Here is a 15,958-nt window from a genome sequence, read left to right on the forward strand (position 1 = left end):
CTGGCGTATGAGAGCTAAACTCAAAAATATGTCTATATGTTAGTAAACGTGATTATCGAAAAATTTAGATACATGTTTGCAGCTATTTTCTGGACAGGAGAAACCTATGAAAGCCGGCATTGTGACAGCCTTAATTGCCCTGTGTTTGCCGGTAACCGTTTTTGCTACCTCATTACGCCTGTCTAATGATATTGACCTTTTGGTGCTGGACGGAAAAAAAGTTTCCAGCTCATTACTGCGTGGCGCCGACAGTATCGAGCTGGAAAATGGTCGCCACCAGCTCGTATTTCGCGTAGAAAAAACCATTCGCTTGTCCAGCCACGAAGAACGTCTGTATATTTCGCCTCCGCTGGTCATCAGCTTTGATACCCAACTCGTCAGCCAGGTTAATTTTCACCTCCCGCGTCTGAACAATGAGCGGGACACCGCGCATTTTGATGACGCTCCACGCGTGGAATTGCTGGATGGGGACTCCATGCCTATCCCCGTCAAGCTGGATATTCTGTCAATCACATCCACAGCGAAAATCGTGAATTATGAAATGGAAACTGAACGCTATAACAAAGCGGCTAAACATGCGTCATTACCGCAGTTTGCTACGATGATGGCCGATGACAGCTCGCTGCTTTCCGGGGTATCTGAACTGGATCGCGTGCCGCCTCAGTCGCAAACGCTGACCGAACAGCGCTTAAAATATTGGTACCAACAGGCCGACGCACAAACGCGAAGTAACTTTTTGCAATGGGCTCAGAAACAGCCTCCTTCATGACATTTATGTTCGCATACGCATTTTTTTTGTCTTTCTCTTGCAGCGTCAAGAGCTTCCAGTACTCTGTAACCAGGTTAACTTGGGAGCTGTACTATGGAATTAACAACTCGCACATTGCCAGCGCGTAAACATATTGCGCTGGTTGCACACGATCACTGTAAAAAGATGTTGATGAGCTGGGTGGAACGCCACCAGCCGTTGCTGGAAAAGCACGTTCTGTACGCCACAGGAACAACGGGAAACTTAATCCAACGCGCAACGGGAATGGACGTCAACGCCATGCTGAGCGGTCCGATGGGGGGTGACCAGCAGGTGGGCGCGCTGATTTCAGAAGGGAAAATTGATGTGCTGATTTTCTTCTGGGACCCGCTGAACGCCGTACCTCACGATCCTGATGTCAAAGCCCTGCTGCGTCTGGCGACGGTATGGAACATTCCGGTTGCCACCAACGTGTCGACCGCCGATTTTATTATCCAGTCGCCAAACTTCAACGATGCAACGGACATCTTGATCCCAGATTACGCCCGCTATCTGGCAGAGCGCCTCAAATAAACGCCGGGCAGGCGGCAATTGCCGCCTGCTATTCAGGGTTTTCTTGCTACCGGAACATCCAGTTGTTTAAGCTCATCAACAAAGCACGACGGTGTTTCTTTATTAAACAGCAGCCATACCCGATGCCGTGCCCGCGTTAGCGCCACATACAGCAAGCGTCTCTCTTCAGCATCCGGGAAATCCTCCACCGCCGGAAGCAACGCCTCTTCCATAATCGACTCGCGGGCCGGGGCGGGAAAACCATCATTCCCATCATGAAGCCCCACAACAATAACGTAATCTGCCTGCTGTCCTTTACTGGCATGGATAGTCATGAAATCCAGCTGTAGCTTAGGCCAACGGGTAGCTGCTTTCTCCAGACTGGCAGGTTTCAGGTGATGGTATCGCGCCAACACCAGAATTCTCTCTTCTGCCTTCACAAATCCCGACAGCTTATCAAGCAGCAGATCCAGCTGGCTTTCATCGAGCAACGTGACGGCTTTTTTATCGCCTGCCATCAGACTGTTGAGCGGTTTCGTAAGCTGATGAGGGTTTTGCTGGATAAACTGGTTTGCGACTTCACCAATGCGGCTATTAAAACGGTAAGTCGTATCCAGATTACAACGGTCGCCCTCGCCGAAGTTTTGCTGGAATGCGGTGGTCAACGAAAGCTGTGCTCCGCTAAACCGGTAAATTGCCTGCCAGTCATCCCCTACGGCGAACAGTGTAGTCTGTGAGTTTTGCTTGCGCAGTGCGGCTAACAGGGCGGCTCGCTGAGGAGAAATGTCCTGAAATTCGTCGACCAGAATGTGTTTCCACGGACTGATAAACCGGCCTTTTTCCAGAATGACAATGGCCTGATGAATCAACCCGGAAAAATCGACGGCATTCTCATCCTTCAGGGCGCCCTTCCAGGCCTTGAGCAGGGGAGACATCAGCTTAATGCGTTTACTGAAAAGATCGCGAATCTCCTCCGGAGCATTGGCGATCATCTCCGCCTGCGCTCCGCCATGCATACGCATCAGGCTAACCCAACGATCCAGCCGGGAAGCCAGCCGGCGCTGTAATTTTTCGTCATCCCAGAAGTTACCTTCGGGTACAGACCACTGCATCTCTTCTTCTAACCATTGCCGCCAGCCTTTGGCCTGTGCCTTTTTCTCACTGCACTGCTGACGCCAGGTCGTGATAAAAAGTTTGCTGCGCGCGGCAACATCATTTTCCAGCTTGCTAACCGTCGGGACTTTTTTGCTCCCCTGCGAAATAATGTGCAACGCCAGTGAATGAAACGTCCTCGCGGTGACTTCTTCCGTATGCAGACGTTCACGGATGCGATCGTCCATCTCCTGGGCCGCTTTGCGTCCAAACGCCAGCAGCAGGATTTGTTCGGCCGCCGCTTCCCCTCGCGCAAGTAGCCAGCCCGCACGGGCGACCAATACGGATGTTTTGCCGCTTCCGGCCCCCGCAAGAACCAGTAATGATTGTTCCCCGTTCACCACCGCCCGCGCCTGGGCCGGATTCAGCGGCGAGGACTCAATTTGCTGGAAAAAATCGGCATGTTCTTCCAGCATGGCATCGGTATACGCCTGGTTGTGCTGTAAGCGACAAGCTTCAATGTCCTTCAACCATGCCTGACATTGACGTAACGCCTCACGGCAATTTTCAAATTCTTCCAGCCGGTTGATCGGGAGCGGCAATGCGGCAAAGGCGCGGCGGATCTGCTGCTGTAGTCCTGACGTCTGTTCGCGCGTCAGCCATTTATTCTCACTGGTGCGGGTGGCGATCGCCTCCAACTGCTGCTGTAAAACTCCCGCAGCGACGTCGCTCATTTCCTGACTCCACTGCTGCCAGAGCGAATTCAAATGGTGATGGAAGCGCTGGGTTTCAGCCCATTCAGTGCCGTGAAGACGAACCACCTTATCATCCGGGAGCACAAACTCCAGCTCACCCCATACCAGGCCGCGTTTACAATGAATAGCCAGTAACTGATTGAAGGGAATAAGATACTCGTGACGATCGCCGGAAACCTTAATCCCGGCATTGAGAATAACGGCCCGATCGTAAGGGTGTTGTGCCAGACGTTTTCCAAGAGAAGTTGCTTTCAGTTCCATAAGACTCAAGCGGATCCACACGAAGAGGTTTGCTTATCAGTGTAACCGCCAGAGAAAACGTGCTCCAGCCCAAAAAAACGTTACAATTGCCGAATTCACAGAAAACCAGAGTTAACCGAGGGTTTATGCGTACTGTTCTGAATATTTTAAATTTTGTGCTCGGGGGATTCGCCACCACCTTAGCCTGGTTACTGGCTACGCTGGTCAGTATTGTGCTGATTTTTACTCTCCCCCTGACCCGTTCATGCTGGGAAATTACCCGACTCTCGCTGTTTCCCTACGGTAACGAAGCGATTCATGTCGATGAGCTTAATCCAGCGGGCAAAAACGTCCTGTTGAATACCGGAGGCACCATGCTCAATATTTTCTGGCTGATTTTCTTCGGCTGGTGGTTGTGCCTGATGCACATTGTCTCCGGTATTGCCCAGTGTATTACGATTATTGGTATCCCGGTTGGCATTGCGAATTTCAAAATCGCGGCGATTGCACTGTGGCCGGTGGGTCGCCGGGTAGTGTCAGTTGAAGTTGCTCGCGCAGCGCGTGAAGCCAACGCGCGTCGTCGCTTCGAATAATCAGGACCGATGGCCTTTATGTTAAGTCCTCTGCTCAAACGCTATACCTGGAACAGCACCTGGCTGTACTACGTGCGGATTTTTATCGCGCTTTGCGGCACAACAGCGCTGCCCTGGTGGCTGGGTGACGTTAAGCTGACCATCCCGCTCACGCTGGGTATGGTCGCAGCCGCGCTTACTGACCTGGACGATCGTCTTGCAGGTCGCCTGCGCAATTTGATCATCACGCTGGTGTGCTTTTTCATTGCCTCGGCCTCGGTCGAACTGCTCTTCCCATGGCCATGGCTGTTTGCCCTTGGGTTAACGCTCTCCACCAGCGGCTTTATACTGCTGGGGGGATTAGGGCAGCGCTATGCAACCATCGCCTTTGGCGCGTTGCTGATCGCCATTTACACGATGCTCGGCACCTCGCTTTACGATCAGTGGTATCAGCAGCCAATCCTGCTGCTCGCGGGCGCCATTTGGTACAACCTGTTAACCCTGACCGGACATCTTCTGTTCCCTATTCGCCCGTTGCAGGACAATCTGGCGCGTAGCTATGAACAGTTAGCGCACTATCTGGAACTGAAATCGCGTCTTTTTGATCCCGACATAGAAGATGAAAGCCAGGCGCCGTTGTATGATCTAGCTCTTGCGAATGGGCAACTGATGGCGACTCTAAACCAGACAAAGGTGTCACTGCTGACCCGCCTGCGCGGCGACCGCGGACAGCGAGGAACACGTCGCACGCTACATTACTATTTTGTGGCGCAGGATATTCACGAACGCGCAAGCTCCTCGCATATTCAATATCAAACGCTGCGCGACCATTTCCGCCACAGCGACGTGATGTTCCGCTTCCAGCGCCTGATGTCGATGCAGGGGCAAGCGTGTTCGCAACTGTCTCGCTGTATTTTATTACGCACGCCTTATCAGCACGATCCGCACTTTGAGCGCGTCTTCACCCATATTGATGCTGCACTTGAGCGCATGCGCGCGAGTGGTGAGCCTGCCGATCTGCTCAACACGTTAGGATTTTTGCTGTCAAACCTGCGGGCCATTGATGCCCAGTTGGCTACCATTGAGTCCGAACAGGCTCAGGTACTTTCGCGCAATGAGTCTGAAAATCAGCTTGCCGATGACAGCCCGCATGGGTTCAGTGATATCTGGTTGCGTCTGAGCCGTAATTTCACGCCTGAATCCGCCCTGTTTCGTCATGCTGTTCGCATGTCGCTGGTGCTCTGCGTCGGCTATGCCATTATCCAGATAACCGGAATGAACCACGGGTACTGGATCCTGTTGACCAGTCTGTTTGTCTGCCAGCCAAACTACAACGCCACCCGACATCGTCTGGCACTAAGGATTATCGGCACATTAGTCGGGATCGCCATTGGGTTACCGATCCTGTGGTTTGTACCTTCTCTCGAAGGGCAATTGATACTTCTGGTGATTACCGGCGTGTTGTTTTTTGCCTTTCGTAACGTCCAGTACGCGCATGCCACCATGTTTATCACGCTGCTGGTGCTGCTGTGCTTTAACCTGCTCGGTGAAGGTTTTGAAGTTGCACTTCCGCGCGTCATCGATACGTTGATCGGCTGTGCCATCGCCTGGGCTGCTGTCAGTTTTGTCTGGCCAGACTGGCGTTTTCGGAATCTGCCGCGAGTGATTGAACGGGCCACTGACGCTAACTGTCGTTATCTTGATGCTATTCTCGAACAATATCATCAGGGGCGTGATAATCGTCTGGCATACCGTATCGCCCGCCGTGACGCGCACAATCGTGATGCGGAACTTGCTTCGGTGGTGTCGAACATGTCGAGTGAACCGGATGTCACGGCCCAAACACGCGAAACGGCGTTCCGCTTGCTGTGTCTTAACCATACGTTTACCAGCTATATTTCCGCCCTCGGCGCACATCGCGAGCAGTTAACCAATCCTGACGTCCTGGCATTGCTGGATGATGCCGTCTGCTATGTAGATGATGCGCTTCACCATCAACCTGCTGATGAGCAGCGCGTATACCAGGCACTGGAAGATCTGAAGCAGCGAATTCAGCATCTCGAGCCACGTCCGGACAGTAAAGAGCCGCTGGTCGTACAGCAAGTTGGGTTACTGATTGCCCTGCTCCCGGAGATTCGGCGATTACAGCAACAAATTGCTGCGCTGCCATCTAATACCCCGGTTCCGGCGTAAGAGAACTCACCCACTCCACCAGCTCCTGGCGACGCGTCGCCGGGAGCGCGGCTTCATGCACCCCGTCAACCGCCCCTTCAAGGGCATAGAGTATTTTTACCGTTAAGGCAGGGTTATTTTGCCGAAGTTTCAACCAGCACATCTGAGCTCCCAGCGATCGCAATGTCCCCTCATCCTTAATTCCTGCTTCATTTAGCAAGGTCTCGAGATGAAACGTCATATTCGGTAATTCCCGCAGGCGATGTTGTGCAAAGCGACTCTGTTTTTCCTTAACGGCTGCATCGAGTGAAAATTGTGATAGCGACACTAACTGCTGCTGGTTCTGCCACAGGGTATCGTTCACCTGGTAATAATTGAGTACAACCGGACGCCCGCGCTTGATAAATGTTAGCCAGACAGGAGAATTTTTTACACAGTACTGGGCGCTCTGCTCACAGGCGCGAAGATATAACTCACCGCTGGCAACCATGGCAAAGACCGTATCACCAACCGTCAGACTATAGCTGCCAAACAGTGAGCGGTAGTGAATTGTTCCCAGAGAAGCCAGATATTCTTGTGATTTATAGATTCTTGCATAAGACTTTTCTTTCATAAAAATCCTTTTAAATCATAACGTAAGCAAATAATTTGCAGTAGCAGATCCGTTAATGACGAAAATAGGCAACTTATGCGTATGGGGCAAGATGAATTTTATTTTTCCCGTGATGATGACTAAAAATTGCGAACCTGTTTCCGAAAATAAGGTTGATCTTTATTGATGGCGGGGTTACTGTATATCCATACAGTAACTCACAGGGCTGGATTGATTATGTACACTTCAGGTTATGCAAATCGTTCTTCGTCGTTCTCTTCCGCATCGAGCAGCATTGCGCGCGTTTCAGCAGAGAACGCTACCGCTGGGCTTATCAGTGAAGTGGTCTATCGCGAGGACCAGCCCATGATGACGCAGCTCCTGCTGCTTCCCCTGCTGCAACAGTTAGGGCAACAATCACGCTGGCAGCTGTGGCTGACGCCTCAGCAAAAATTAAGCCGTGAGTGGGTGCAGTCGGCCGGGCTTCCATTGACCAAAGTCATGCAAATCAGCCAGCTCTCCCCCTGCAATACGCTGGAATCGATGGTTCGTGCGCTGCGCACGGGTAACTACAGCGTCGTCATCGGCTGGTTGACGGAAGAATTAACCGAAGATGAACATGCCGAGCTGGTAAAAGCGGCAGATGAAGGTAATGCGATGGGATTTATCATGCGTCCTGTTCGCGCTCAGACACTTGCGGGGAGACAGCATTCCGGGCTAAAAATTCACTCGAATTTGTATCATTGAGTAAAATTAGGAATTATCCTGGAATTTTTTTTCATGTTTTAATTTGCCATTGAGTTGTAACGCGTTTTCCGGCTGAAGGCCTGTCTGAAGCGGTTTTCAGGAAATCCTCAGTACATTTATTCATCTATAAATGTTAAATAATGTGTACACAAGCCTTTTTTTTTCATATGCCTGACGGACTTCACACTTGTAAGTTTTCAACTACGTTGTAGACTTTACATCGCCAGGGGTGCTCGGCATAAGCCGCAGATATCGGTAGAGTAACTATTGAACTGGTCCCCGGGTGAAGGATTTAACCGTGTTATCTCTCTTCGGAGATATTCATGGCGAATTTTGGATGATAACGAGGCGCAAAAAATGAAAAAGACAGCTATCGCAATTGCAGTGGCACTGGCTGGTTTCGCTACCGTGGCGCAGGCCGCTCCGAAAGATAACACCTGGTACACTGGTGCTAAACTGGGCTGGTCTCAGTACCATGATATTGGTAACAACCAGATCAACAACTCCGGTCCTACCCACGAAAGCCAACTGGGTGCTGGTGCGTTCGGTGGTTATCAGGTTAACCCGTACGTTGGTTTCGAAATGGGTTACGACTGGTTAGGTCGTATGCCGTACAAAGGCGCCACCGATGCTACCCACAATAATGGCGCTTTCAAAGCTCAGGGCGTTCAGCTGACCGCTAAACTGGGTTACCCAATCACTGACGATCTGGACGTTTATACCCGTCTGGGTGGTATGGTTTGGCGTGCAGACGCTAAAAACAACCAAGGCTTCAAAGACCACGACACTGGTGTTTCCCCAGTATTCGCAGGTGGCGTAGAGTATGCAATTACTCCTGAAATCGCTACCCGTCTGGAATACCAGTGGACCAACAACATCGGTGACGCGAACACCGTTGGCGGTCGTCCGGATAACGGTCTGTTGAGCGTTGGTGTTTCCTACCGTTTCGGTCAGCAGGAAGAAGCAGCTCCAGTAGTTGTTGCTCCGGCTCCGGCTCCAGAAGTACAGACCAAACACTTCACTCTGAAGTCTGACGTTCTGTTCAACTTCAACAAAGCAACTCTGAAACCAGAAGGCCAGCAGGCTCTGGATCAGATGTACAGCCAGCTGAGCAACCTGGATCCGAAAGACGGTTCCGTAGTGGTTCTGGGCTTCACTGACCGCATCGGTTCTGACGCTTACAACCAGGGTCTGTCCGAGAAACGTGCTCAGTCCGTTGTTGATTACCTGATCTCTAAAGGTATTCCTTCTGACAAAATCTCTGCACGTGGCATGGGCGAATCCAACCCGGTTACTGGCAACACCTGTGACAACGTGAAAGCTCGCGCTGCACTGATCGACTGCCTGGCTCCGGATCGTCGTGTTGAGATCGAAGTTAAAGGTATCAAAGACGTTGTAACTCAGCCTCAGGCTTAAGTTATCGTCTTATAAAAAAACCCCGCTTTGCGGGGTTTTTTTTCACTTTTTATCAATCAAAGCACGCCTGTACACAACACATTTAGCCATTCTGTGGTTATTCTTTTCCCAGCAGCGCCTGTAAATCCTGCTTCAATGTCGACATTTTATTCGCGTACTTCTCTTTATGCTCTGCGTCTTCAATCAGTTGTACAATAGTTTCAGAAAGCGTTTTGCCGCGCCGCTGCGCAAGCCCCGCTAAGCGCTGCCAGACCATAAATTCCAGATCGATAGATTTCTTTCGCGTATGCTGATGCTCCGCGTTAAAGTGCCGCTTACGCCTCGCTCGTATGGTTTGTTTCATACGATTTAGCAGCGCAGAGTTCATGTGTTCTTCAATCCAGGTATTGACCCGAACCGGTTCATTTTCGAGGGTTAGCAACAAATCAACGGCTTCTTCGGCAGCGCTGGCCTCTACGTAACGGGTGATTAACTCCCCCTCACGATGCTTCTTCACCAGATACTTCCATTTCCAGCCGCTTTCAAGGTTTTCAAGTTGTTGATATTTCATTGCGATCTCAATGTTACCGTGTAACTCTTATCAGAATATCAGCTTTTTCGGCATCTGAAGAAAAGAATATCCAGCCTGTGAACTGTCGCGCGTCATCGCATTCGTTTCACAGCGCTTTCCACGTGTGCAGTGATGATGGTTACGGTATAATCTCGTTTTTTACAACAGACTAAAAAACATCAACTTTGACCATTACGAAACTTGCATGGCGTGATCTGGTTCCTGACACCGATAGTTATCAGGAAGTATTTGCACAGCCGCACGTCACTGACGACACCGATACCTTACTTAGTGATACTCAGCCACGTTTACAATTTGCGCTGGAGCAGCTTCTTCAGCACTGGACGACGTCTTCGTTCATGCTGGTAAAAGCGCCGGAAGAGCTTGAGTACATCAACCTTATTGCAGAGGCCGCGCGGCCTCTGCACTCTGATGCCGGAAGTCTCACCGGAGGTCATTATGATATCTCCGGTCACACTATCCGCTATCGTACAGCTGAGAGAGCAGAAGACAATTTTGCGACATTAACCCAGGTAGTCTGCGCTGACTGGGTTGAAGCCGAACAACTGTTTGGCTGTCTGCGTCAGTTCAACGGCGAAATTACCCTACAGCCAGGCCTTGTGCATCAGGCCAACGGTGGTGTGCTGGTTATTTCGTTGCGCACGCTACTGGCCCAACCGCTGCTGTGGATGCGCCTGAAAGCCATTGTCAGCCACGAGCGTTTTGACTGGGTAGCTTTTGATGAGTCTCGCCCGCTGCCCGTCTCCGTTCCACCTATGCCGCTTAAACTCAAAGTGGTATTAGTCGGTGAACGTGAATCACTGGCAGACTTCCAGGACATGGAGCCGGAGCTGGCTGAGCAGGCTATTTATAGCGAGTTTGAAGATAATCTGCAGATAGTGGATGCCGAAACCATGACGCAGTGGTGTCAGTGGGTAACACATACCGCTACGCGCAACAATTTGCCCTACCCGGCCCCTGATGCATGGCAAGTGCTGATCCGTGAAGCCGTTCGTTATACCGGCGAACAGGATACATTGCCGCTTAACCCGCTGTGGATCACCCGGCAGTTCAAAGAAGTGGCCCCGTTATGCGAGGGCGAAACCTGCAACGCTGAGCAGTTCAGTCTGATGCTGACCCAGCGTGAATGGCGGGAAGGTTTCCTCGCCGAACGAATGCAGGATGAGATCCTGCAGGAACAGATCCTGATCGAGACGGAAGGCGAGCGTATTGGCCAAATCAACGCCCTGTCGGTGATTGAATTTCCTGGCCACCCCCGCGCGTTTGGTGAGCCTTCTCGTATCAGCTGTGTGGTTCATATTGGCGACGGCGAATTTACGGATATTGAGCGCAAAGCCGAGCTTGGCGGAAATATTCATGCTAAGGGTATGATGATTATGCAGGCGTTCCTGATGTCGGAACTCCAGCTTGAACAGCAAATCCCCTTCTCTGCCTCGCTGACCTTTGAGCAATCCTACAGCGAAGTGGACGGCGACAGCGCGTCCATGGCAGAACTTTGCGCATTGATTAGCGCCCTCGCCGACGTTCCTGTTAATCAAAGCATCGCCATTACCGGTTCTGTCGATCAGTTTGGTCGGGCACAACCTGTTGGTGGTCTGAACGAGAAAATTGAAGGCTTCTTCGCCATCTGTCAGCAGCGTGAGCTGACAGGCACACAGGGCGTTATCATTCCTTCAGCGAATGTCAGACACCTGAGCCTGCATCCCGCACTGCTACAGGCCGTAGAAGAAGAAAAATTCACTATCTGGGCGGTGGACGACGTGACCGATGCGCTGCCACTGTTATTAAATCTGGTGTGGGATGGTGAAGGCCAGACAACGCTGATGCAAACTATCCAGGAGCGTATTGCTACGGCAACGCAGCAGGAAGGTCGTCACCGTTTTCCCTGGCCGCTACGTTGGCTGAACTGGATTATTCCGAACTGATCGGACTTGTTCAGCGTACACGTGTTAGCTATCCTGCGTGCTTCAATAAAATAAGGCTTACAGAGAACATGGTAGATAAACGCGAATCCTATACAAAAGAAGACCTTCTTGCCTCTGGTCGCGGTGAGCTGTTTGGCGCAAAAGGGCCACAACTGCCTGCACCAAGCATGCTGATGATGGACCGTGTCATCAAGATGACCGAAACCGGCGGCAACTTTGACAAAGGTTATGTTGAAGCTGAACTGGATATCAACCCGGACCTGTGGTTCTTCGGATGCCACTTTATCGGCGATCCGGTGATGCCGGGCTGCCTGGGTCTGGATGCCATGTGGCAGTTGGTTGGATTCTATCTCGGCTGGCTGGGCGGCGAAGGTAAAGGCCGCGCGCTGGGCGTAGGCGAAGTTAAATTCACCGGCCAGGTTCTGCCGACTGCAAAGAAAGTGACTTACCGCATTCACTTCAAACGCATCGTTAATCGTCGCCTGATCATGGGCCTGGCTGATGGTGAAGTGCTGGTTGATGGTCGTCTGATCTATACCGCAAACGATCTGAAAGTGGGTCTGTTCCAGGACACTTCCGCGTTCTAATCCAGGTCAGCGTAGCCGCCAGACATTAACGTTTATTCGTCTTGTCTGGTGGGCAAAAAGGCGAAACCTCCGCTCTGCGGAGGTTTCTTTTATCTAAAGAGACAGAATCAGGCCATTAAAACCCTATCCCCCATGGCTTCTCGCCAGCCTCCCAGCCAGTATGACCTCTGATTCAGCGTCTGATAGGGACACATTTCTTTTGATCGTCCGGCAATGCCGGCCTGATATCCACGTTGATGTGCCCGTTCCAGGCGATCTCGTTTTTGTCTCTTCATGCCTCGTTTCCCTCATCTTTTGGGTCTGGTGGAAAAGAAAACAGTGATTACTAAGTGTGCAATCACACTAAAACGAATACCCCTAAACATCAGGCTCGTCAATGCGCAAAATTCACGCCAGTGTCATATTTGTGAGCTACCCGCAAAATCATTTGTACAAAAATAGTCTGTCAGAACAGCTATCTCCACGGCTAAAAAAATAAAAAAAACCGCCCCGGGCAATGAACCAGGGGCGGCATAATTTACAATTATTTAAGCTTAAGGGATGCGTTTCAGCTCTTGAGCCATTGCCGTCGCTTCCTGGCTCCAGGCGTTGGCCAGAACCTTCACCATCTCATCGTAGCCGTCTTTAGTCTGTACAGCTTCGATGTGGAATGGACGCTTGATCAACTGCCCCTGGTGATTCAGCAGCCATTCACCGCTCACGATGACCTTACCATCGTACCGACCGTGGAAGCCGGTCACGGTGACGTTCAACGTGTCCTGAGTGCTTCCCAGCGGCTGCGAAGCGACAACCCAGCCAGGCAACTGCATACTGAGGTTCGTAACCAGGGTATTGCGCAATTGCTGATCTAAGGGGCTGGCCCAGAGATTATTATTCGCTATCACATATTGCACATCGCTGGTCTGGTAAACCACCCCATTACCCGCCAGATAGTCCGGGACCGCAATCTGTTCAACCCACAGCAGACGGTTACCCTGGTTAGCTGAGCTCTGTACGCCCCCTTGCGCGATAGGAAGCTGGTAATAGCTTTTATTTTCTCCGCTGGAGCTGCATGACGTCAGCCAGACCGCCATCATCGCCACTAGCCACTTTTTCATTGTTTCGCCCTCTTCGGCTCTGGATCTTTTTTGTCCTTCGCTTCAAATACCAGCGCATTGCTCTTATCGTTCAACGTTTTCAGTACCGGTTGCAGTTCTCGCAGCACCTGATCAAGACGCTGCATATCCGCCACCATCTTGTTGTAGGCGGCGGACCCCGGCTGGAAGCCCTGCATACTACGGTTCAGTTCGCGCAGCGTGTTCTGCATATCCGCCGGAAGATCCTGCATCGACTGACTGGACGTGATCTTATTCATGTTGTCCAGCGTGGTTTGCAGATGCTTCATCGTGCGCTGGCTTTCCGACAACGTATTGGTCGCCTGCTCAATCATCGGGTTCAACGGCAGATTGTTAATCTTATCCAGCGCTTCCATCAGTCGCTGCTGGATCTGCGCCAGACCACCGCTCACGGTCGGAATAATTTGATAACCATTAAATTCGCGCACACCGGTAATCGGCGGTTCTTTCGGGTAGAAGTCGAGATCGACATACAGAGCGCCAGTCACCAGGTTCCCGGTTTTCAGCGATGCCCGTAAGCCGCGTTTAAGCAATTCTGCCAGATGAGCGCCAACATCAGTATCTTCTCCCAGCTGTGCCTTCAGACGTTCTGGTTCGATACGTACCAGCACCGGAATGCGGTAATCATTGTTGAAGACCTGACGCATATTCGGGGAGAAGAAAGGTACTTTGCTTACCGTACCCAAACGGATGCCACGGAATTCCAGTGGCGCGCCGGGCTGCAGGCCACGAATTGAATCTTTAAAGAACATCAGGTAATCAATATGATCGGTATACAGTGAATCCTGAATACTTTTTTGGTCGTCATAAAGATTAAACGCAGACTGTTGTGCGACCGGTTCGCCTTGTTCCAGCCCTTCTGGCACATCAAAACTTACGCCACCGCCAAACAGCGTGGAGAGAGATCCCATTTCCACGCGCATACCTGCCGAAGTAAGATCTACGGCGATCCCACTGTCTTTCCAGAAACGCACATTGCTGGTCACCAGACGATCGTTAGGCGCATTGATAAATAGCTGGTAGCTAATCGTACGCTTTTGCGCATCAAATGTGCTGGTTTCAACCGAACCTACACGATAACCACGGAACAGAACCGGGTCGCCCGGGCTCAACTGACCGGCTTTTTTGCTGTCCAGAATCACACGGATCCCTTTCGCATCTGGCGGCGCCAGCGGCGGTGAATCCAGCAGTTGGTAATTTTCCAGCTTGCTGCCTTTATTGCCAGGCTGCAGTTCAATATAAGCCCCGGACAATAGCGTGCCGAGCCCACTGATACCTTCACGTCCAACCTGCGGCTTCACCACCCAAAAGACAGAATCTTTATGCAGCAGCTTTTCCATTCCGGAGTTAAGACGAGCTTTAATTTCCACATGTGTCAAATCATCAGTCAGGGTTGCGCTCTCGACGATACCGACATCCACACTGCGGCTCTTAATCGTCGTTTTGCCCCCTTCAATACCTTCGGCATTGGTGGTAATCAGCGTGACTTGTGGCCCCTGATGACTGTAATGATAAAACAGGACCCACGCGCCAATGAGGGCAGTGACTATAGGGAATATCCACACGGGCGACCAGTTTTTTACCTTTTGCACTTTGGCTTCCCCACTTTTAGATTCCATGCTGTCAGGACTCCTCATGATCTGGTTCACGGTCCCACGACAGACGGGGATCAAATGTCATCGCAGAAAACATTGTCATAATGACGACTAAAGCAAACATCAAAGCACCCATTGCAGGATAAATGTTCATTAACCCTCCCATGCGCACCAGCGCAGAGAGTACGGCAATTACAAAAACGTCGATCATTGACCAGCGACCGACAAATTCTACAACCTCGTAAATTAAATGCATTCGTTCACTATCGCGTTTGCCGTGCCCTTTGGCATCCCAACACAGCCAGGCAATGGCGATCATTTTCAACGTCGGCACCATAATACTGGCGATAAAGATAATCGCAGCCACCGGGTAAGAGCCTTCGCTCCAGATTAAAACCACGCCCTCGAGTATCGTCGAAGGCAGCTTTGACCCGAGCAGATCGGTGATCATGATCGGCAGAATATTGGCAGGAAGATAAAGCATGATCGACGTAAACAGTAATGCCAATGTCCATTGCAGACTGTTTTTACGCCGCACATAACCTTTCGTCTGACAGCGTGGGCATACCAGCTCGTCTGCCGGAAGAATAGCGGTGCAGCAGGAACAAGAACGCAATCCTTGTCGGATGCCGGGCACACCAGGCTTTAATTCCTGCTTAATGGCTGGCATAGGGGCAATATCATCCCACAGCCAACGGCGATCCACACACTGAAAAGCCCGCAACTGGAGCATACAAAACATGCACCACGGGATGAAGCTGCTGCCCACACCGATATCGCCGTAGGCCATCAGCTTAACAAAGCTCACCAGCACGCCCGCGAGGAAAATTTCTGCCATTCCCCAGCTTTTTAACTGAAACAAAATACGCGCCAGCCATGTTTTAAGCCGCTCAGGCATATGAACCCGATTCACCAACAGCAAAATGGTCAACAAGCAAAAAGCGGGAACCAACTGAACGAATAAGATAAAGAAGGTACCGAGGCTGGCGTAATCTTCCGAAAAGAGAACGCTGGGGATTTGCAGCAGCGTCACTTCGCTGCTCACCCCCGCAACATTCATATTCACAAAGGGAAAGAGGTTTGACAAAAGCAGCATAAATAATGCTGCTAACACATAGGCGGTAGGACGCTGCCGTGGCGCGTCCCACTCAACCGTTAACGTAGTGCCACATCGTGGACATGCCGCTTTCTGACCATGCTCAAGGCGAGGTAACGCCACCAGCATGTCACACTGCGAGCACAGAATATGCTTCGCGGCATGGTGATGTTCGCACATATG

General features: G+C 51.2%; 15 protein-coding genes. 8 read left to right on the top strand and 7 right to left on the bottom strand.

Annotated elements, in window-relative coordinates:
• Window positions 1-106 precede the first annotated feature (106 nt).
• Window positions 107-769 (top strand): curli synthesis inhibitor, encoded by a 663-nt coding sequence (gene csgI, locus ABIE10_RS06405; RefSeq protein ID WP_016152488.1) that lies wholly within the window; start codon window positions 107-109, stop codon window positions 767-769.
• A 93-nt stretch (window positions 770-862) separates the two neighbouring features.
• On the top strand, window positions 863-1,321 hold the full coding sequence (mgsA, locus tag ABIE10_RS06410) for a methylglyoxal synthase (protein WP_016152487.1): 459 nt from the start codon (window positions 863-865) through the stop codon (window positions 1,319-1,321).
• A 32-nt stretch (window positions 1,322-1,353) separates the two neighbouring features.
• On the opposite strand, the gene helD is transcribed toward mgsA, so the two are convergent.
• The gene (helD, locus tag ABIE10_RS06415; protein ID WP_103766105.1) at window positions 1,354-3,408 is read right to left on the bottom strand and encodes a DNA helicase IV; all 2,055 of its coding nucleotides are present in this window, start codon (window positions 3,406-3,408) and stop codon (window positions 1,354-1,356) included.
• A 125-nt stretch (window positions 3,409-3,533) separates the two neighbouring features.
• Between helD and ABIE10_RS06420 the strand changes: the two genes are divergently transcribed.
• Both ABIE10_RS06420 and yccS read left to right on the top strand, forming a co-directional pair.
• A complete protein-coding gene (locus ABIE10_RS06420; RefSeq protein ID WP_429155073.1) occupies window positions 3,534-3,980 on the top strand; it encodes a YccF domain-containing protein in 447 nt (148 codons plus the stop codon).
• A gap of 18 nt (window positions 3,981-3,998) precedes the next feature.
• Entirely contained in the window at window positions 3,999-6,152 is a 2,154-nt protein-coding gene (gene yccS, locus ABIE10_RS06425) for a YccS family putative transporter (RefSeq protein ID WP_429155075.1), read from the top strand.
• On the opposite strand, the gene ABIE10_RS06430 is transcribed toward yccS, so the two are convergent.
• Window positions 6,130-6,744 carry a TfoX/Sxy family DNA transformation protein gene (locus ABIE10_RS06430; RefSeq protein WP_047501141.1) on the bottom strand — a complete coding sequence of 205 codons (615 nt, stop codon included), beginning with the start codon at window positions 6,742-6,744 and terminating at the stop codon, window positions 6,130-6,132. The genes yccS and ABIE10_RS06430 overlap by 23 nt on opposite strands.
• 216 nt (window positions 6,745-6,960) lie before the next feature.
• Between ABIE10_RS06430 and sulA the strand changes: the two genes are divergently transcribed.
• Together sulA and ompA are read left to right on the top strand one after the other, a co-directional pair.
• Window positions 6,961-7,470, top strand: a complete 510-nt coding sequence (sulA, locus tag ABIE10_RS06435) for an SOS-induced cell division inhibitor SulA (protein ID WP_032931135.1) — start codon at window positions 6,961-6,963, stop codon at window positions 7,468-7,470.
• A 357-nt stretch (window positions 7,471-7,827) separates the two neighbouring features.
• Window positions 7,828-8,886, top strand: coding sequence for a porin OmpA (ompA, locus tag ABIE10_RS06440; protein WP_047414154.1), 1,059 nt, complete (start codon window positions 7,828-7,830; stop codon window positions 8,884-8,886).
• Window positions 8,887-8,983: 97 nt separating this feature from the next.
• On the opposite strand, the gene matP is transcribed toward ompA, so the two are convergent.
• Window positions 8,984-9,436, bottom strand: coding sequence for a macrodomain Ter protein MatP (matP, locus tag ABIE10_RS06445; protein WP_016152480.1), 453 nt, complete (start codon window positions 9,434-9,436; stop codon window positions 8,984-8,986).
• A 185-nt stretch (window positions 9,437-9,621) separates the two neighbouring features.
• On the opposite strand from matP, the gene ABIE10_RS06450 reads away from it, so the two are divergent.
• Complete coding sequence (locus ABIE10_RS06450) at window positions 9,622-11,382, top strand: AAA family ATPase (protein WP_049283226.1); 1,761 nt, start codon at window positions 9,622-9,624, stop codon at window positions 11,380-11,382.
• Between the two features lie 68 nt (window positions 11,383-11,450).
• Window positions 11,451-11,969, top strand: a complete 519-nt coding sequence (gene fabA, locus ABIE10_RS06455; RefSeq protein WP_003035875.1) for a bifunctional 3-hydroxydecanoyl-ACP dehydratase/trans-2-decenoyl-ACP isomerase — start codon at window positions 11,451-11,453, stop codon at window positions 11,967-11,969.
• Window positions 11,970-12,076: 107 nt separating this feature from the next.
• Here fabA and rmf read toward each other — a convergent pair whose 3' ends face one another.
• From rmf to pqiA, 4 genes are all read right to left on the bottom strand, one after another.
• Window positions 12,077-12,244 carry a ribosome modulation factor gene (gene rmf / locus ABIE10_RS06460; protein WP_003035871.1) on the bottom strand — a complete coding sequence of 56 codons (168 nt, stop codon included), beginning with the start codon at window positions 12,242-12,244 and terminating at the stop codon, window positions 12,077-12,079.
• A gap of 258 nt (window positions 12,245-12,502) precedes the next feature.
• On the bottom strand, window positions 12,503-13,066 hold the full coding sequence (gene pqiC / locus ABIE10_RS06465; protein ID WP_016152478.1) for a membrane integrity-associated transporter subunit PqiC: 564 nt from the start codon (window positions 13,064-13,066) through the stop codon (window positions 12,503-12,505).
• Complete coding sequence (pqiB, locus tag ABIE10_RS06470) at window positions 13,063-14,703, bottom strand: intermembrane transport protein PqiB (protein WP_003836843.1); 1,641 nt, start codon at window positions 14,701-14,703, stop codon at window positions 13,063-13,065. Before pqiB ends, pqiC begins: the two co-directional genes overlap by 4 nt.
• A 4-nt stretch (window positions 14,704-14,707) precedes the next feature.
• Entirely contained in the window at window positions 14,708-15,955 is a 1,248-nt protein-coding gene (gene pqiA, locus ABIE10_RS06475) for a membrane integrity-associated transporter subunit PqiA (protein WP_047501146.1), read from the bottom strand.
• Window positions 15,956-15,958 lie beyond the last annotated feature (3 nt).

Source organism: Citrobacter sp. 506, assembly GCF_050434985.1.
In the GTDB taxonomy this organism is placed as follows: Bacteria; Pseudomonadota; Gammaproteobacteria; order Enterobacterales; family Enterobacteriaceae; genus Citrobacter; species Citrobacter braakii.